Below are 17847 nucleotides of genomic sequence, written 5' to 3'. Positions count from 1 at the left end.
CCGAGACGGGATCAGGAACCGCCATTGATCTTGGCCTCGGTGATCGCGCCGTCCTCGACGCCCCACTTCTTGATGATCTTCTCGTACTCGCCGTTGTCGATGATCGCCTGCACGGCGGCCTGGAGCGCGTCACGCAGCTCGGTGTCCTCCTTGGACACGGCGATGCCGTACGGACCCGCCTCGACCTGGTCGCCGACGATCTCGAAGTACTTGCCCCCGCCCGCGTTCTTCACCGAGTAGGCGGCGATCGGGAAGTCGGCGGAGACGACGTCGGCGCCCTTGGACCGCATCCGGGTCTCGGCCTCCGGGTTGGTGGCGAAGTCCTCGACCTTGAGTGCCTTCTTGCCGTCGTCCTTGCACTTCTTCGCCTGCTCCTTGGCGAGGTCGTGCGAGAAGGTGTTGCGCTGCACGGCCATGGTCTTGCCGCACAGGTCGTCCCAGGTCTTGATGCCCTGGGTGTCGCCCTTGTTGGTGTAGAGGGAGACACCGGCGGTGAAGTAGTCGACGAAGTCGACGCCCTCGCCGACCTTCTTGCCCGTGTCCGAGTCGACGCCCTCCTGGCGGTCCTTCGTGTCGGTCATGGCCGACATGGCGATGTCGTACCGGTTGGAGGCGAGACCACCGATGAGGGTGTCGAACGTGGCGTTCTGGAACTCGAACTTCACACCGAGCTGCTTGCCCATCGCCGCGGCGATGTCGGGGTCGATCCCGACCGTCTTGCCGGAATCGTCCTTGAACTCCACCGGCGCATACGCGATGTCGGAGCCGACCTTGATGACACCCTTGCCGGCGATGGATGCCGGAAGCTTGTCGGCCAGGGGCGCCGAGGTCTTCGTCTCGGTCTCGCTGCTGTCGTCCTTCGTCTGGTCACCGCAGCCGGTGAGCATCAGGGCGCCTGCGACCGCGATCGAGCCGACCGCTGCCAGCCGGGAGCGCGTGGCGGTCGTACGACGGGTGGTGCGTGCGGTCATGGTGGGTTCCTCCGGCGGATGGGTGGAGTTGCCGATGGGTCGACGAGAGCACACGTCTTCGAGTGTCGCGACCTCGTGTGATTACGGCATCTTGCCATTCGGACTGAGCCATTCAGGGGGCCAGCTATGTCAAAATCGGATAACGGGTTACCCCCGAACCGCACCAGGTCGGTACATCCCGACCGCATCTTCTGCGGGAATCCCTCCTTCCGGCCGGAAGATCTTCGGTGCATCTCATGATGCGGATGGCCGGGCGGCCTCGCCACCGTTGCGCTTGAGCGCCAGTCGGGCCCTCGTCAAGGGCCTTGGGCTACTTGTCGGTACGCCGCCGCATGATTCATGTCACCGGAATGCGGTGATCGATGATCGTTCTTCGTTCCGCCATGTGAGCTTGCACGTATGGGACTCGTCCTCGACGCCGTCCGTCCGGTAAGAAGGTGCTTTACACCCCTCATCCGGGGCTCCAGGGCGCGTGTGCGGCGCGCCCGTCGCGTATGTGCCCTCAAGTGACCGTACGTATCGGTAACTGGGCTGTGCGCGGTGCCCGCCCACCCCTCACCTGGGAGTGGCCACCCTCAAACCATGAATACTTAAGGGGTCAGACAAAGTGGCAGCGGAGATCGTCAATCCTCGCAGCGACAGCGATACGGGTCAGGACGGAGGGGCGGAGCCCCTCGATTCCTTCGACCCCGCGTTCGCGCTGCACCGCGGCGGCAAGATGGCTGTGCAAGCCACCGTGCCGGTCCGCGACAAGGACGACCTGTCCCTCGCGTACACACCCGGCGTGGCGAAAGTGTGCAGCGCCATCGCCGAGCAGCCGGATCTCGTCCACGACTACACGTGGAAGTCGTCGGTCGTCGCCGTCGTGACGGACGGTACGGCCGTGCTCGGGCTCGGCGACATCGGTCCTGAGGCCTCCCTTCCGGTGATGGAGGGCAAGGCGATCCTGTTCAAGCAGTTCGGCGGCGTGGACGCGGTGCCGATCGCGCTGGACTGCACCGGCGTCGACGAGATCGTCGAGACCGTGGTGCGCCTCGCGCCCTCCTTCGGGGGCGTCAACCTCGAGGACATCTCGGCGCCGCGGTGCTTCGAGATCGAGCGCAAGCTCCAGGAGCGCCTCGACATCCCGATCTTCCACGACGACCAGCACGGTACGGCGGTCGTGACGCTGGCGGCGCTGCGGAACGCGGCGCGGCTGAGCCGGCGGGAGATCGGGCAGCTGCGGGCGGTCATCTCGGGCGCCGGCGCGGCCGGGGTCGCCATCGCCAAGATGCTGGTCGAGGCCGGCATCGGTGATGTCGCGCTCGCCGACCGCAAGGGCATCATCTCGGCGGATCGTGCGGATCTGACCGACGTGAAGCGCGAGGTCGCCACCTTCACGAACAAGGCGGGGCTGACCGGTTCCCTGGAGGACGCCCTCGCCGGTGCCGACGTCTTCATCGGCGTCTCCGGCGGTACGGTCGCGGAGGCCGCGGTCGCCTCCATGGCGCCGGGTGCCTTCGTGTTCGCGATGGCCAACCCGAACCCCGAGGTGCACCCCGACGTCGCGCACAAGTACGCGGCGGTCGTGGCGACGGGCCGTTCGGACTTCCCGAACCAGATCAACAACGTCCTGGCGTTCCCCGGCATCTTCGCGGGCGCCCTTCAGGTCCGGGCCTCCCGGATCACCGAGGGCATGAAGATCGCTGCGGCGGAGGCGCTGGCCTCGGTGGTCGGGGACGACCTGGCCGCGGACTACGTGATCCCGTCGCCGTTCGACGAGCGGGTCGCCCCGGCGGTCACGGCGGCGGTTGCTGCCGCGGCCCGTGCGGAGGGCGTGGCTCGGCGGTGAGCTGAGTCGTGGGTGAGCTGAGTCGTAGGTGAGATGACCCTGGCCGGGCTGTTGTCCGGCCGGGGTCATTTTTTACCTTGGCGGTGGGCCGGGCGGGTGGTTCCGGCCCGCGCACCCGGATTAGCGGTGGCCACTGCTGGCAAGAGGGCATGTGTCACAGCCGCCCCCGGTTCCCGAGCCGGACCTGCGGGCCTATCGTCAAGGTCATGTTCGCCGTCTATGCCGCCCGAATCGACCGCGACCAGCCGCTCACCGGCCTTGAGTTGGGGGAGCGTCCCGCCCCCGAGGCCCGTCCCGGCTGGAGCGTCGTCCATGTCAAGGCCGCCTCCCTCAACCACCACGACCTCTGGTCCCTGCGCGGCGTGGGCCTCGCAGAGGACAAGCTGCCGATGATCCTCGGCTGCGACGCCGCCGGCGTCGACGAGGACGGCAACGAGGTCGTCCTGCACTCCGTCATCGGCCAGAGCGGCCATGGCGTGGGCCCCAAGGAGCCGCGCTCCATCCTCACCGAGCGCTACCAGGGCACCTTCGCCGACCAGGTCGCCGTGCCGACCTGGAACATCCTCCCCAAGCCGAAGGAGCTCTCCTTCGCGGAGGCCGCCTGTCTGCCCACGGCCTGGCTGACGGCGTACCGGATGCTCTTCACCAACGCGGGCGTACGCCCCGGCGACTCCGTCCTCGTCCAGGGCGCGGGCGGCGGTGTCGCCACGGCGGCGATCGTCCTCGGCAAAGCCGCGGGGCTGCGGGTCTTCGCGACCAGCCGGGACGAGGCCAAGCGCAAGCGGGCGCTGGAGCTCGGCGCGGTGGAGGCCGTGGAGTCGGGGGCGCGGCTGCCGGAGCGGGTCGACGCCGTCATCGAGACCGTGGGCGCCGCGACCTGGTCGCACTCGGTCAAGTCGCTGAAGCCCGGTGGCACGCTGGTCATCTCCGGTGCCACCAGCGGTGACCGGCCCTCGCACGCCGAGCTGACCCGGATCTTCTTCCTGGAGCTGAAGGTCGTCGGCTCCACGATGGGCACCAAGGACGAGCTGGAGGACCTCCTCTCCTTCTGCGCCGCCACCGGTGTGCGGCCCGTCATCGACGAGGTGCTGCCGATGGACCGGGCCCGGGAGGGCTTCGAACGGCTGGCGTCGGGGGAGCAGTTCGGCAAGATCGTGCTCACCAACTCCTGAGCGTCCACCGGCATTTCGGTCAGGCGGGTCCGGGCGGTTGCCGGGCCCGCCTTTCCCGTGCGCGAGATGTCAACCGAGGTTGACAATGCGGGGAGTGTCAACCTAGATTGACGGCATGAGTGAGGCAACGGATCTCGCCGAGCGCGCGGGCGACCGCGACCCGAGGGTCGGTCTGCGTGCCGTCGCCGCGCTGCGCCGGCTGCTGGAGCAGCTGGAGGCGGTGCAGGTGCGCAATGCGCGCAATCAGGGGTGGTCATGGCAGGAGATCGCCGCGCAGCTCGGTGTCAGCAGGCAGGCCGTGCACAAGAAGTACGGGAGGCATTGATGTTCGAGCGGTTCACCAAGGACGCCCGGGCGGTCGTGACGGGGGCGGTCGAGCACGCGGAAGGGGCGGGGGCCGGGACGGTGGATGCCGGGCATCTGCTGCTCGCCCTGCTGGACCGGCAGGGCACCCGCGCCTCCTTCGCGCTGGCCGCGCTGGGGCTCGCGGAGCGCAGAGAGTCGGTACGGGAGGCGCTGGGCGAGGCCCGACGGCGGGCCGGGCTGTCCCAGGCGGAGACCGACGCCCTCGCGGGACTCGGCATCGACGTCGCGGAGATCGTCGCCCGGGTCGAGGAGGTGCACGGCGTCGGCGCGATGTCCGGCAACCGCAAGGGCAAGGGCTGGTGGTCCGGACGCATTCCCTTCGGCAGGGAGGCCAAGGACAGGCTGGTGTGCTCCCTGCGCATCGCGATGGCCCACCGCGACCGGCACATCGGCGACGAGCACATCCTCCTCGCTCTGACGGCCCGCCCCGGTGTCTCCGCCGAGGTCCTGGCCGACCACGGCGTGACCAACGCGTCCCTGACCCGGGTCCTCTACGGGGCGGGCGAGGCCCAGGCCGGGTGACCTCGGCGCTCGCTCGCCCGCCTCAAGAGGCGCCGTGCCGCCTCAGCTCTGCGGCGTCCGCAGGACCACCCCTATGTGCGCCGCCGCCGTCGACAGATGGCGACGGGCGTCGCGGAGCTGGTCCGGGGTGACGCCATGGTCCCGGGCGGCGTCCCGGATGTCGTCGCGGAAGCGGTCCAGGAGGCGGTCCAGATCGCGGGCCGGGTCGCCGGTCGGGGCCTCATGGGCCCAGGCCGGTTCGTAGGCGGCGGGGAAGTCCTCGGGGGTGTCGGTGTACTCGGGGGCGGGCCCGGACTCCGTACCGCCGCGGCCGAAGCCGAAGCCCCGGCCGAACTCCTTGCCGTAGTCCTTCCCGAACTCGCCGAACTCCTTGGCCAGTTCGGTCAGGCCCTCGCGCACCCCGGCCGGCCAGTCGCCCCGCGCGAAGTGGTCCTGCACATGGTCCTGGACACGCTTGGCGATGCGCTGCACCTCCTCCTGGGCCTGGACCCGGGCCCGGTCCTGGGCCTCCTTGGCCTGGCGCCGGGCGCGCTGGGCCTCGTCGCGGGCGCGCCGGCTCTCGTCCTTGGCGCGCCGGGCCTGTTCCTTCCACTCCTGCTTGGCGCGGCGCATCTCCTCCTTGGCGGCGCGCCAGGCCTCATTGTCGGTGAAATCCGCGAAGTCACCGAAGGTGGCGTCCGTCTTGGCGCCGTTGCCCTGGCGGGCCTCGGACGCCGCCGCCCGCATCTCGCGCCGCAGATCACCGGCGGCGCCGCGCACATCGGCCCGGATCTCGGCGGCGAGCTCCGCGACCGACTCCCGGATCTCCAGCTCCAGATCGGCCAGTTCACCACTGCGGTCGGCCAGCTCGGCCCGCCCCGCGTCCGTGATGGCGTACACCTTGCGGCCGCCCTCGGTGGTGTGGGTGACCAGGCCCTCGCTCTCCAGCTTCGCCAGCCGGGGGTAAACGGTGCCCGCCGAGGGGGCGTACAGGCCCTGGAAGCGCTCCTCCAGGAGGCGGATCACCTCGTAGCCGTGGCGCGGGGCCTCGTCCAGCAGCTTCAGCAGATACAGGCGCAGACGGCCGTGGGCGAAGACGGGAGGCATGTCAGAGCACCTTCTTGTCGGTCGTGCCGTCGGCCGGGTCGCCCGGTTCGGCGTCGGTGGGGGCGGTGGTCTCCCGGCCGGAACCGGAATTCTCCCCCGAGGCGGCCGGGGCGCTGTCCGCCTGGGCCTCCTCCTCCCATGCCTCCGCCTCCCAGGGCTCCTCCTCGCGGGGTGGCCTGCGCAGCAGGGCGATGGAACCGGAGACCGTGGTCGCCCGCAGCTTGCCGGTGCCCGCGCCCAGCCGACCGGTGATCTTGTGGGCGCCCCACTGGCCGTGTACCCGGAGCCCCTCGAAGGCGTTGGAGATGGTGCCGCTCGCGGTGTTGGCCTCGACGTCGGCATCGGCCGGCTGCGGAAGCCGGATGGCGATCTCGCCGGAGACGCTGGTCAGCCGTACGTCCGTGGGGCCCTCCGGGTCGAGGTCGACGATCATCGAGCCGCTGACCGAGTCCGCCCGCACGGAGGATCCCGAGGCCTCCACGACCGTCAGATCCCCCGAGACGGAGTTGAAGCGCAGATCCCCAGTGACGGCCTGGGCCTCCAGATTCCCGGAGACCGTGTCGGCGCGCACCGGGCCGGAGAGCCCGACCAGGGTCGTGTCGCCGGTGACGCCCTTCACCACCGCGGGGCCGCGCACCCCGGAGATCACCGCGCCCGCGCCGACCACGCCCACCTCGATCCGGGTGTCGGCGGGCACCGCCAGCGAGACCACGGCGCTGCGCCGCCAGCCCTTGCGGTCGAGCCACTTCAGGAAGCCCTTCCAGGGCAGGTCTTCGTAGGCGACGGTGAGGGTGCCGTCCTCCTGGGTGACCAGCAGGGGAGGGCCCTCGATCTCGGAGATCTCCAGGCGGGCGGCACCTTCGTCCGTGCCCACCACGTTCACCGTGCCGTTGACGATCCGTACGTGAAGATCCCGCACGGGCTCGTCGAAGGTGAGCTTGCTCGGCTCCGCGACGGACCACTCGGACATGGTGACGACCTCCCCGACGGCGACGCGCCATATCGCGTCTCTTGTCATTCACGATATATCGCGCCCAAGGAAAGTCAAGACACTCTTTTGGGGACGATCGCGGCCCGGAAATATGACCAACCACCAGAAATCGCCCTAGCGTGTGACCATGTCGCCGGATTCTCCCCGCACCGGTCCCGCTTCCGGGGCGCCCGCTCCCGGAGCCCTGCTGCTCTGCCGGGCGGTCCCGGACGCCGTGGCCCTCCCCGCCCAGCTGCTGGGCACCCGCATGCTGGTCCGCCCGGCGGGCGGGGAGTGGAGCGTGCTGGTGCCCGAGGGCAGGCCCTGGGCGGACGGCGACGAGCCCGTCGACCGCGTGCTGACCGGCTGGGCCACCGCCCTCGCCGTCGCCGCCCCCTGGCCCGTGCTCGCGCTGTGGTGGGACGAGGACCGCGCCGGGTACACCCTCGCGTCCGGCTTCCGCCGCCCCGTCGGATACGTCTGGCTCACCAACGGCACCCCGGTCGGCGAGGACGAGGCCATGCGCACCTTCGCCGCCCGCCTCGGCCTCGACCCCGTCCTCGACATGGAGTCCCTGGACCGGCTCACCCGGCCGGACCCCGACGCCGACGCCCGAGCCCGGCTGCTCGGCCTGCTCGCGGTCCTCACCCGGGCGGGCGTCTCCCTCCCCGCCGGTCTCACCCCCGGCGAACCGGCCGACCGCCTGCACGCGACGGCCTGCGCCCAGCCGCCCGCCCGCCCCGGCCGGCGGCCCGGCCCGCACCGCACCCTCCGCGCGGAACTCGACGCGATCGACGTCGGCCGCCTGGCCCCCTGGCTCCCCTGGTCGGGCACCCCCAAGGCCCGCGCACTCGCCGCCGCCCAGCTCGCCGCCGGCCTCCCGCTCACCGTCCTCGGACTGCGGCGGCGCAGCGGCGGCTGGACCATGGCGGGGGCGCTGCTGCTGGCGCACGGCGCGCTGGGACTGGCGTACGACGTGACCCGGCCGCGCGACTGACGGCGTGATCCGGCGCGCGACTGACGGCGTGACCCGGCCGCGCGACTGACGACGTGACCCGGCCGCGCGATCGGCGACGGGGCGGCCCGCGCTACTGACAACGGGGTGCCCTCGGGGCATCCCGCTTCTCACCGCCGTAGCGCGGACGGCGGCTGGACCGTGGCGGGGGCGCTGCTGCTGGCGCACGGCGCGCTGGGACTGGCGTACGACGTGACCCGACCGCGCGACTGACGGCGTGATCCGGCGCGCGACTGACGGCGTGCCCTGGCCGCGCGATTGACGGTGTGACCCTGGCGCGCGACCGGCGACGGGGCGGCCCGCGTTACTGACAACGGGGTGTCCTCGGGGCACCCCGCTTCTCACCGCCGTGGCGCGGACGGCTACTCGTCGTCCTCGTCGTCCAGCCGGGCAAGCCAGGTGGCGAGCCGCTCCACCGGTACCTCGAAGTCCGGGTTCAGATCGACGAACGTGCGCAGCTGCTCGGCGAGCCACTCGAAGGAGACCTCCTCCTGGCCCCGCCGCTTCTCCAGTTCTTCGATGCCTCGGTCGGTGAAGTACATGCCCACCAGGATAAACGGCAGGGCCGCACCCCCAACGGGGTGCGGCCCTGCCGGGTACGCAGCGGGCTTACGCCTCGAACACCTCGCGCACCAGCTGCTCCTGCTCGGCCTGGTGGCGCTTGGCCGAACCCACCGCCGGCGACGAGCCGTGCGGGCGGGAGATGCGGCGCAGCCGCTCGCCGTGCGGGACCTCCGCGCCGACCGCCAGGTCCAGGTGGTCGATGAGGTTCAGGGCGATGAACGGCCACGCGCCCTGGTTCGCCGGCTCCTCCTGGGCCCACAGGTACTTCTCGGCGTTCGGGTACTTGGCGATCTCGGCCTGGAGCTCGGTGCCCGGCAGCGGGTACAGGCGCTCGATGCGGATGATCGCCGTGTCCGTGACGCCGCGCTTCTGCCGCTCGGCCTCCAGGTCGTAGTAGACCTTGCCGGCGCAGAAGACGACCTTCTTCACCGCGGCCGGGTCGACCGAGGCGTCCCCGATCACCGGGCGGAACTGGCCCGTGGTGAACTCCTCCGCCTTCGACGCCGCGGCCTTCAGACGCAGCATCGACTTCGGGGTGAAGACGATCAGCGGCTTGTGGTGCGGGTTGTGCACCTGCCAGCGCAGGAGGTGGAAGTAGTTCGACGGGGACGTCGGCATCGCGACCGTCATGTTGTCCTGGGCGCACATCTGGAGGAAGCGCTCGGGGCGGGCCGAGGAGTGGTCCGGGCCCTGGCCCTCGTAGCCGTGCGGCAGCAGCAGGGTGACGCCGGAGGTCTGGCCCCACTTCTGCTCGGCCGACGAGATGAACTCGTCCACGACCGTCTGCGCGCCGTTGACGAAGTCGCCGAACTGCGCCTCCCACATCACCAGCGACTCGGGGCGGGCCAGCGAGTAGCCGTACTCGAAGCCCATCGCCGCGTACTCGGAGAGCAGGGAGTTGTAGACGTTCAGGCGCGCCTGGTCCTCGGAGAGGTACATCAGCGGCGTGAACTCGTCGCCCGTCTCACGGTCGATGATCACCGCGTGCCGCTGGCCGAAGGTGCCGCGCTGGGAGTCCTGGCCGGCGAGGCGGACCGGGACACCCTCCAGGAGCAGCGAGCCGATCGCGAGCGTCTCGCCCATGCCCCAGTCGATCGTGCCGTCCTCGACCATCGACGCCCGGCGCTGCAGCTGCGGCAGCAGCCGCGGGTGGACGGTGATGTTGTCGGGGATGTTGACCTGGGACTCGGCGATCCGCTTGACGACCTCGGCGGTGACCGCGGTGTTCACCGCGACCGGGAACTCGGCCTGCGGGTCCGACGGCTCGGCCGCGGACGGCTGCGAGGTGGCCTCACGGACCTCCGTGAAGACCTTCTCCAGCTGGCCCTGGTAGTCCTGGAGCGCCTGCTCGGCCTCTTCCAGGGTGATGTCGCCGCGACCGATCAGGGACTCGGTGTACAGCTTGCGCACCGAGCGCTTCTTGTCGATCAGGTCGTACATCAGCGGCTGGGTGAAGGCCGGGTTGTCCGACTCGTTGTGACCGCGGCGGCGGTAGCAGATGAGGTCGATCACCACGTCCTTGTTGAACGCCTGGCGGAACTCGAAGGCCAGCCGGGCAACGCGGACGACCGCCTCGGGGTCGTCGCCGTTCACGTGGAAGATCGGCGCCTCGATCATGCGGGCCACGTCGGTGGCGTACATCGAGGAGCGCGACGACTCGGGAGCCGCGGTGAAGCCGACCTGGTTGTTGATGACGATGTGGACCGTGCCGCCGGTGCGGTAGCCGCGCAGCTGCGACATGTTCAGGGTCTCGGCCACCACGCCCTGGCCCGCGAAGGCCGCGTCGCCGTGCAGCGCCACCGGCAGGACGGTGAAGTCCGTGCCGCCCTTGTTGATGATGTCCTGCTTGGCGCGGGCGACGCCCTCCAGGACCGGGTCGACGGCTTCGAGGTGCGAGGGGTTCGCGACCAGCGACACCTTGATCTGCTCGCCGTCCAGGCCCGTGAAGGTGCCCTCGGCACCCAGGTGGTACTTCACGTCGCCGGAGCCGTGCATCGACTTCGGGTCGAGGTTGCCCTCGAACTCGCGGAAGATCTGGGCGTACGACTTGCCGACGATGTTCGCCAGGACGTTCAGCCGGCCGCGGTGGGCCATGCCGATGACGACCTCGTCCAGCCGCGATTCGGCCGCGCTGTCGATGACCGCGTCCAGCAGCGGGATGACCGACTCGCCGCCCTCCAGGGAGAAGCGCTTCTGGCCGACGTACTTCGTCTGCAGGAAGGTCTCGAAGGCCTCCGCGGCGTTCAGCCGGCGCAGGATGCGCAGCTGCTCCTCGCGCTCCGGCTTGGTGTGCGCCCGCTCGATGCGGTCCTGGATCCACTTGCGCTGCTTGGGGTCCTGGATGTGCATGAACTCGACGCCGGTGGTGCGGCAGTACGAGTCGCGCAGCACGCCGAGGATGTCACGCAGCTTCATCAGGGACTTGCCCGCGAACCCGCCGACCGCGAACTCACGCTCCAGGTCCCACAGGGTCAGGCCGTGCTCGGTGATGTCCAGGTCGGGGTGCTTGCGCTGGCGGTACTCCAGCGGGTCGGTGTCGGCCATGACGTGGCCGCGGACCCGGTAGGAGTGGATCAGCTCGAACACCCGGGCGGCCTTGGTGACGTCGTCGTCGTGGCTGGCGTCGATGTCCTTGAGCCAGCGGACCGGCTCGTACGGGATCCGCAGCGCCTCGAAGATGTCGTCGTAGAAGCCGTTCTCGCCGAGGAGGAGGTTCGCGACCTGGCGCAGGAACTCGCCGGAGGCGGCGCCCTGGATGACCCGGTGGTCGTAGGTCGACGTGAGCGTCATGACCTTCGAGATGCCGAGCTTGTTCAGGGTGTCCTGGGAGGTGCCCTGGAACTCCGCCGGGTAGTCCATGGAGCCGACGCCCATGATGACCGACTGGCCGGGCATCAGACGCGGGACCGAGTGGACGGTGCCGAGGCCGCCGGGGTTGGTCAGGGAGACCGTGACGCCGGAGAAGTCGTCCATCGTCAGCTTGCCGTCGCGGGCGCGGCGGACGATGTCCTCGTAGGCCTGCCAGAACTCGAAGAAGTTCAGCGTCTCGGCCTTCTTGATCGCCGCGACGACCAGCTGGCGGTCGCCGTTGGGCTTGACCAGGTCGATGGCGAGGCCGAGGTTGACGTGCGCCGGCTTGATCAGCGTCGGCTTGCCGTCCTTCTCGCCGAACGCGTAGTTCATCGCCGGCATGGCCTTGATGGCCTGCACCATCGCGTAGCCGATCAGGTGCGTGAAGGAGATCTTCCCGCCCCGGGCGCGCTTGAGGTGGTTGTTGATGACGATGCGGTTGTCGAAGAGCAGCTTCACCGGGACCGCGCGCACGGACGTGGCCGTGGGCAGCTCCAGCGAGGCGTTCATGTTCTTCGCGACCGCGGCGGCCGGGCCGCGCAGCGGCACCAGCTCGGGGCCCTCCGGGGCCGCGGCGGCCGGAGCGGCCTTCGCGGCTGCCGGCTTGGCGGCGGCGGGCTTGGCCGGAGCCGGAGCCGGAGCTTGGGCCTGAGCCGGAGCCTGGGCGGGCGCGGCGGGCGCCGGCGCGGCGGCGGCCGGCTGCGGGGCCGCTGGAGCCGGAGCCGCGGGAGCGGCCGGAGCCGGGGCCGCGGGGGCGGCTGGAGCGGATGCGGCGGGCGCGGCGGTCTCCGCCGCCGCGTTGCCCGCCGGAGCCGGGGCGGCAGGCGACCCCGGCTTGTAGTCGGCGAAGAAGTCCCACCAGGCGCGGTCTACCGAATTCGGGTCCTGGAGGTACTGCTGATAGATCTCGTCGACGAGCCACTCATTGGGACCGAACGCGGCAGCGGGGTTCTTGCCCGCTTGGTCGGTGTCGGTCGAGATGCTCGAGTTACTGGGGGACTGTGGCGACACGGCGGCAACCGCCCTCTTCCGCTTCACAAGGTGATGGACAGCGGGAATAAAGGCTACGCCTCCCTGACGGGGAAGGTCAGTCCGGGCCCGTTCATCGTCGCGTAAGTCACATCGGAGAGCGTGTTTCGCGCGTGGAAATGGCGGGAAACAAGCGTGGTTCCGCTTGCTCGGGGATGCGTCGATACCGGCCTGACGCGCCGACGGCGCGGGCCTCTGCCTGATCACACGTGTCCGGCTGCCCGAACGCCCGTGGATCTTGTGGCTACGGTTCGAACCCTACGTCAACTCGACGCGGATGGCAGTCCCGGAAGAGTGACAAGAATCCGGCAACCGCGCTCGGATTCGGCCACTCCGATCCGGCCGCCGTGCAGATCCACCGCCCAGCGGGCGATGGCCAGGCCCAGACCCGTACCGCCGTCGCTGCCCGGACCGTGCGGCGCGGAGACCGCGCCGCGGTTGAACCGCTCGAACACCCGGTGCCACTCCGACTTCGGGATGCCGGGGCCCTCGTCCAGCACCTCCAGCTCCAGCGACTCGGGCCAGTGGCCGCGCCGGGCCTTCACCGTCACGCGCCCGTGCGCGGGGCTGTGCTTGACCGCGTTGTCGATGAGATTCGCCACCACCTGGTGGATGCGCTCGGGGTCCGCGTGCGCGGTCAGCTCCGGCGGCGAGACGTCCAGGTGCAGATGGACGTCCGTACGGGTGTGGCCGCCCGAGCCCGAGGCGATGCCCGCGCGCGTGGAGGCGACCATGTTGGCCTCCTTCAGCACCCCGGACAGATAGGGCCACACCTCGAAGCGGCGCTTCTTCAGCGGTACGACGCCGTTGTCGAGGCGGGACAGGTCCATCAGCGTCTCGACCAGGCGGCCCAGGCGCTCCGTCTGCTTCAGCGCGGTGCGCATGGTCTCGGGGTCGGCCTCGGTGACCCCGTCGACGATGTTCTCCAGCACCGCGCGCAGGCCGGCGATGGGGGTGCGCAGCTCGTGCGAGACGTTCGCGACCAGCTCTTTGCGCTGCTGGTCCTGGGCCTCCAGCTCGTCGGCCATGACGTTGATCGTCTCGGCCAGGTCGCCCAGCTCGTCCCGGCGGTTCTCGCGCACCCGGCGGGAGTAGTCGCCGTGCGAGATCGAGCGGGCCACCGTGTTCATCTCGTCCAGCGGCGCGGTGAGCGAGTGCGCCACGAACTGGGTGATGAGCAGGGTGGCGATCATCGAGAAGACGGTGATGAAGCGCAGCTCCGTCTTGGTCTGCACCGCGATCATCGACAGACCGGTGGTGATCAGTACCGAGATGACGACCAGCGCGCCCAGCTTGGTCTTGATCGAGAACGGACGTACGCCGCCCCAGGGCTCCCTGGGGCCTTTTCGCGCGGCCGGCCCGTCGCTCATGGCGTCGGGGTCTCCAGGGCGTAGCCCACGCCGTGCACGGTACGGATGCGCTCGGCGCCGATCTTCCGGCGCAGCGCCTTGATGTGGCTGTCGACGGTCCGGGTGCCGGAGGCGTCCGCCCAGTCCCACACCTCCGCGAGCAGCTGCTCACGGGAGAGCACCGCGCGCGGGGTGTTCGCCAGGCACACCAGGAGGTCGAACTCGGTGGGCGTCAGGTGGACGTCCTCGCTGCGCACCCGCACCCGGCGCTGCGCGTGGTCGATCTCCAGCTCGCCGAGGCGCAGGATGCCGCTGCGCGGGGTGGAGGCGGCGATCGCGGCCCGCTCCACGCGACGCAGGAGCACATGGACGCGGGCGGCCAGCTCGCGCATCGAGAACGGCTTGGTCATGTAGTCGTCGGCGCCGACGCCGAGCCCGACCAGCATGTCGGTCTCGTCGTCGCGCGCGGTCAGCATCAGCACCGGGACCGGGCGCTGCGCCTGGACGCGGCGGCAGACCTCCAGGCCGTCGAAGCCCGGCAGCATGATGTCGAGGATCAGCAGGTCGGGCTGCCAGGCCTCCGCCGTGTCGACGGCCGAGGGCCCGTCACCCGCGGTCTGCACGAGGAATCCCTCGGCGCGCAGGCGGGCCGCGATGGCGTCCACGATGGTCGGATCGTCCTCTACCACCAGCACCCGGCGCTGTGCGCCGGGTGTCGCCGTCGTGCCGTTGTGGGAGGTGTGTGTCTGCTCCATCGCCCGCCCCTGAAGTTGCTTTCCGGAATCCGTGGGGTGATCCGTTTGTCTGGCACATGCCTGCGCATGCTTGCGATTGACGCTTGAATGATCCGCGCCAGGGCAGCAGCGTACGGGGAGTCGCCGCAGCTCGGCTATCCAGGTCCGACGGCGAGGTGCACGACGTCGGGAACGCCCCGGGCAACGGGGATCTCTTCGGTACGCACCTGATTGAACCCGGCATTCCGCAAGGTTTCTTCGAATTCCGGAGAGGGCTGCGCGGACCAGACGGCCAGCACCCCGCCGGGGCTCAAAACCCTTGCGCAGCTTGCCAGTCCGGCCACCGAGTACAGACCCTGGTTGCCCTCCGTGACCGTCCAGCCGGGGCCGTTGTCGATGTCGAGACACAGCGCGTCGAACGTGTCGGATGTCTCATTGACGTAGGCGAGGAGATCCGTTTCGAGGATCTCGGTCCGCGGGTCCGCGAAGGCCCGTTCGGTGAGGTCGGCGAGGGGTCCGGCGCGGTGCCAGTCGATGACGGCGGGCTCGCGTTCGACGACCGTGATCCGCCCCCAGCGGGGATCGGCGGCGGCGTGTGCGAGCGAGAACCCCACGCCCAGACCTCCGATCAGCACCCTCGGCTGGGGCCTGCCGTCGAGGGCGTCCCGGGCCGCGTCCACGAGCAGCCGCTCGGAGCGGCCGTCGGAGGTGTCCATGAGGAAACAGCCGTTGGCGATGATCTGCAGCAGGTCACCGTGCCGCCGCAACACGACCTCGCCGTGCGGGCCTTCGCGACGGTCCAGGACTTGAGGGATGTCGTACGAAGCGGGCATCCCCTCATCTTGGCAGCTCCGGCCCCGTCGGGGCGGTGATCGCTCACAGCGAACGGCGGTGGGGGAACATTCAAGCTTTCCCGAGCATTGAGTCGGCATAGCTCAACTTGACTGCCGAAGGGGAGATCATGGCATCGACGTCCACACCGCTCACCCTGCCTGTGCTGCCGCTCGATGACGAGGTCGTGCTGCCCGGAATGGTGGTCCCGCTGGATCTGAACGACGCCGATGTACGCGCCGCCGTGGAGGCGGCCCAAGCGGCCGCCGGATCCCAGCCGGGCAAGCCACGGGTGCTGCTGGTTCCGCGCATCGACGGCACGTACGCGAGCACCGGCGTGCTCGGCACGGTGGAGCAGGTGGGCCGGCTCGCCGACGGTGACCCGGGCGCCCTGATCCGCGGCCGCGGCCGCGTGCGGATCGGCGCCGGGACCACCGGTCCCGGCGCCGCCCTGTGGGTCGAGGGCACCCACGTCGACGACAGCGCCCCCGACCCGCTGCCGGGGCAGGTCACCGAATTGGTGAAGGAGTACAAGGCGCTCGCCACCGCCTGGCTGCGCAAGCGCGGCGCCTGGCAGGTCGTGGACCGGGTCCAGGCCATCGACGACGTGTCCGCGCTCGCCGACAACTCCGGGTACTCGCCGTTCCTCACCACCGAACAGAAGGTGGCGCTGCTGGAGACCGCCGACCCGGTCGCCCGCCTCAAGCTCGCCACCCAGCAACTGCGCGACCACCTCGCCGAGCAGGACGTCGCCGAGACCATCGCCAAGGACGTCCAGGAAGGCGTCGACAAGCAGCAGCGCGAGTTCCTGCTGCGCCGCCAGCTGGAGGCCGTGCGCAAGGAGCTGCGCGAGCTGAACGGCGAGGCGGAGGGCGAGGAGTCCGACGACTACCGCGCCCGTGTCGAGGCCGCCGACCTGCCGGAGAAGGTCCGCGAGGCGGCCCTGAAGGAGGTCGACAAGCTGGAGCGGTCCAGCGACCAGTCACCCGAGGGCTCCTGGATCCGGACCTGGCTCGACACGGTCCTCGAACTGCCCTGGAACGAACGGACCGAGGACGCCTACGACATCCAGGGCGCGAAGTCCGTCCTGGACGCCGAGCACGCGGGCCTGGAGGACGTGAAGGAGCGGATCACCGAGTACCTCGCGGTGCGCAAGCGCCGCAACGACCGGGGGCTCGGTGTCGTCGGAGGCCGGCGCGGCGGTGCCGTACTGGCTCTCGTCGGCCCGCCCGGCGTCGGCAAGACCTCGCTCGGGGAGTCGGTCGCCCACGCCATGGGGCGCAAGTTCGTGCGCGTGGCCCTCGGCGGTGTCCGGGACGAGGCGGAGATCCGCGGTCACCGGCGTACGTACGTCGGCGCGCTGCCCGGCCGGATCGTGCGGGCGATCAAGGAGGCCGGGTCGATGAACCCGGTGGTCCTGCTCGACGAGATCGACAAGGTGGGCTCCGACTTCCGCGGCGACCCGGCGGCGGCGCTGCTGGAGGTCCTGGACCCGGCGCAGAACCACACCTTCCGCGACCACTACCTGGAGGTCGAACTCGACCTCAGCGACGTGGTGTTCCTCGCCACGGCCAACGTCCTGGAGGCCATCCCGGAGGCCCTGCTCGACCGGATGGAGCTGGTCCGCCTCGACGGCTACACCGAGGACGAGAAGGTCGTCATCGCCCGCGACCACCTGCTTCCGCGCCAGCTGGAGCGGGCCGGTCTGGACCGGGACGAGGTGACCCTGGACGAGAGCGCCCTGCGCAGGCTCGCCGGTGAGTACACGCGCGAGGCCGGCGTGCGCAACCTGGAGCGCTCGATCGCGAGGCTGCTGCGCAAGGTCGCGGCCCAGCACGAACTGGGCGAGCGGGAGCTGCCGTTCACCGTGACGGACGGCGATCTGCGCGGGCTGATCGGGCGCCCGCACCACGTGCCCGAGTCGGCCCAGGACCCGGCGGAACGCCGTACGGCGGTCCCCGGTGTGGCGACCGGCCTCGCGGTGACCGGCGCCGGCGGTGACGTGCTGTTCGTGGAGGCGTCCCTGGCCGACCCGGAGACGGGCGCGGCGGGGCTGACGCTGACCGGGCAGCTCGGTGACGTGATGAAGGAGAGCGCGCAGATCGCCCTGTCCTTCCTCCGCTCGCACGGCGCCGAGCTCGAACTGCCGGTGGCCGACCTGAAGGACCGGGGTGTGCACATCCACTTCCCGGCGGGCGCGGTCCCGAAGGACGGGCCGAGCGCGGGCATCACGATGACGACGGCGCTCGCCTCGCTGCTGTCGGGCCGGCTGGTCCGTACGGACGTGGCGATGACGGGGGAGGTGTCCCTGACCGGGCGGGTCCTGCCGATCGGCGGGGTGAAGCAGAAGCTGCTGGCCGCGCACCGGGCGGGCGTCACCACGGTGATCATCCCCAAGCGCAACGAGCCGGACCTGGACGACGTGCCCGCCGAGGTCCTCGACAAGCTCGACGTGCACGCCGTGACGGACGTACGGCAGGTGCTCGACCTGGCCCTGTCCCCGGCCACGGCCGGAGCGCGGGCGGAGGTTCCGGCGGCGGCGTGACGGACGCTGCCG

The 17847-nt window shown here is 70.6% G+C and carries 15 protein-coding genes; 7 read left to right on the top strand and 8 right to left on the bottom strand.

Annotated elements, in window-relative coordinates; translation table 11 throughout:
- Positions 1-11: 11 nt before the first annotated feature.
- Entirely contained in the window at positions 12-971 is a 960-nt protein-coding gene (locus ACWD1Z_RS00665) for an ABC transporter substrate-binding protein (RefSeq protein ID WP_451114325.1), read from the bottom strand.
- A gap of 607 nt (positions 972-1578) precedes the next feature.
- Here ACWD1Z_RS00665 and ACWD1Z_RS00660 point away from each other — a divergent pair.
- The 4 genes from ACWD1Z_RS00660 to ACWD1Z_RS00645 all read left to right on the top strand — a co-directional run bounded on the left by ACWD1Z_RS00660 (position 1579) and on the right by ACWD1Z_RS00645 (position 4862).
- On the top strand, positions 1579-2802 hold the full coding sequence (locus ACWD1Z_RS00660) for an NAD(P)-dependent malic enzyme (RefSeq protein ID WP_451114323.1): 1224 nt from the start codon (positions 1579-1581) through the stop codon (positions 2800-2802).
- A gap of 206 nt (positions 2803-3008) precedes the next feature.
- On the top strand, positions 3009-3974 hold the full coding sequence (locus tag ACWD1Z_RS00655; protein ID WP_389414976.1) for a zinc-binding dehydrogenase: 966 nt from the start codon (positions 3009-3011) through the stop codon (positions 3972-3974).
- Positions 3975-4089: 115 nt separating this feature from the next.
- On the top strand, positions 4090-4299 hold the full coding sequence (locus ACWD1Z_RS00650; protein WP_451114321.1) for a helix-turn-helix domain-containing protein: 210 nt from the start codon (positions 4090-4092) through the stop codon (positions 4297-4299).
- On the top strand, positions 4299-4862 hold the full coding sequence (locus ACWD1Z_RS00645; protein WP_451114319.1) for a Clp protease N-terminal domain-containing protein: 564 nt from the start codon (positions 4299-4301) through the stop codon (positions 4860-4862). The genes ACWD1Z_RS00650 and ACWD1Z_RS00645 overlap by 1 nt, the downstream gene beginning before the upstream one ends.
- A gap of 42 nt (positions 4863-4904) precedes the next feature.
- Here the strand turns inward: ACWD1Z_RS00645 and ACWD1Z_RS00640 are convergent, their stop codons facing one another.
- Both ACWD1Z_RS00640 and ACWD1Z_RS00635 read right to left on the bottom strand, forming a co-directional pair.
- On the bottom strand, positions 4905-5948 hold the full coding sequence (locus ACWD1Z_RS00640) for a helix-turn-helix transcriptional regulator (RefSeq protein ID WP_451114317.1): 1044 nt from the start codon (positions 5946-5948) through the stop codon (positions 4905-4907).
- A gap of 1 nt (position 5949) precedes the next feature.
- Positions 5950-6918, bottom strand: coding sequence for a DUF4097 family beta strand repeat-containing protein (locus ACWD1Z_RS00635; protein ID WP_451114315.1), 969 nt, complete (start codon positions 6916-6918; stop codon positions 5950-5952).
- Positions 6919-7066: 148 nt separating this feature from the next.
- Between ACWD1Z_RS00635 and ACWD1Z_RS00630 the strand changes: the two genes are divergently transcribed.
- Entirely contained in the window at positions 7067-7915 is an 849-nt protein-coding gene (locus tag ACWD1Z_RS00630; protein ID WP_451114314.1) for a hypothetical protein, read from the top strand.
- A 105-nt stretch (positions 7916-8020) separates the two neighbouring features.
- Positions 8021-8146, top strand: a complete 126-nt coding sequence (locus tag ACWD1Z_RS00625) for a hypothetical protein (protein WP_451114312.1) — start codon at positions 8021-8023, stop codon at positions 8144-8146.
- 149 nt (positions 8147-8295) lie between these two features.
- Here ACWD1Z_RS00625 and ACWD1Z_RS00620 read toward each other — a convergent pair whose 3' ends face one another.
- From ACWD1Z_RS00620 to ACWD1Z_RS00600, 5 genes are all read right to left on the bottom strand, one after another.
- Positions 8296-8475, bottom strand: coding sequence for a DUF6104 family protein (locus tag ACWD1Z_RS00620; protein WP_451114311.1), 180 nt, complete (start codon positions 8473-8475; stop codon positions 8296-8298).
- Between the two features lie 67 nt (positions 8476-8542).
- On the bottom strand, positions 8543-12358 hold the full coding sequence (locus ACWD1Z_RS00615; RefSeq protein ID WP_451114309.1) for a multifunctional oxoglutarate decarboxylase/oxoglutarate dehydrogenase thiamine pyrophosphate-binding subunit/dihydrolipoyllysine-residue succinyltransferase subunit: 3816 nt from the start codon (positions 12356-12358) through the stop codon (positions 8543-8545).
- A 281-nt stretch (positions 12359-12639) separates the two neighbouring features.
- The gene (locus ACWD1Z_RS00610; RefSeq protein WP_451114307.1) at positions 12640-13746 is read right to left on the bottom strand and encodes a sensor histidine kinase; all 1107 of its coding nucleotides are present in this window, start codon (positions 13744-13746) and stop codon (positions 12640-12642) included.
- Positions 13743-14480, bottom strand: coding sequence for a response regulator transcription factor (locus ACWD1Z_RS00605; protein ID WP_389414970.1), 738 nt, complete (start codon positions 14478-14480; stop codon positions 13743-13745). Before ACWD1Z_RS00605 ends, ACWD1Z_RS00610 begins: the two co-directional genes overlap by 4 nt.
- A 134-nt stretch (positions 14481-14614) precedes the next feature.
- Positions 14615-15292, bottom strand: a complete 678-nt coding sequence (locus ACWD1Z_RS00600; RefSeq protein WP_451114305.1) for a spermine/spermidine synthase domain-containing protein — start codon at positions 15290-15292, stop codon at positions 14615-14617.
- 128 nt (positions 15293-15420) lie between these two features.
- On the opposite strand from ACWD1Z_RS00600, the gene lon reads away from it, so the two are divergent.
- Positions 15421-17835, top strand: coding sequence for an endopeptidase La (gene lon, locus ACWD1Z_RS00595; protein ID WP_451114304.1), 2415 nt, complete (start codon positions 15421-15423; stop codon positions 17833-17835).
- Positions 17836-17847: the final 12 nt, after the last annotated feature.

The sequence above is a fragment of the Streptomyces sp. NPDC002784 genome, assembly GCF_053592135.1.
The sequence above is the reverse complement of the archived record's forward strand: the minus strand, read 5'-3'. Positions and strand labels throughout refer to the sequence as shown.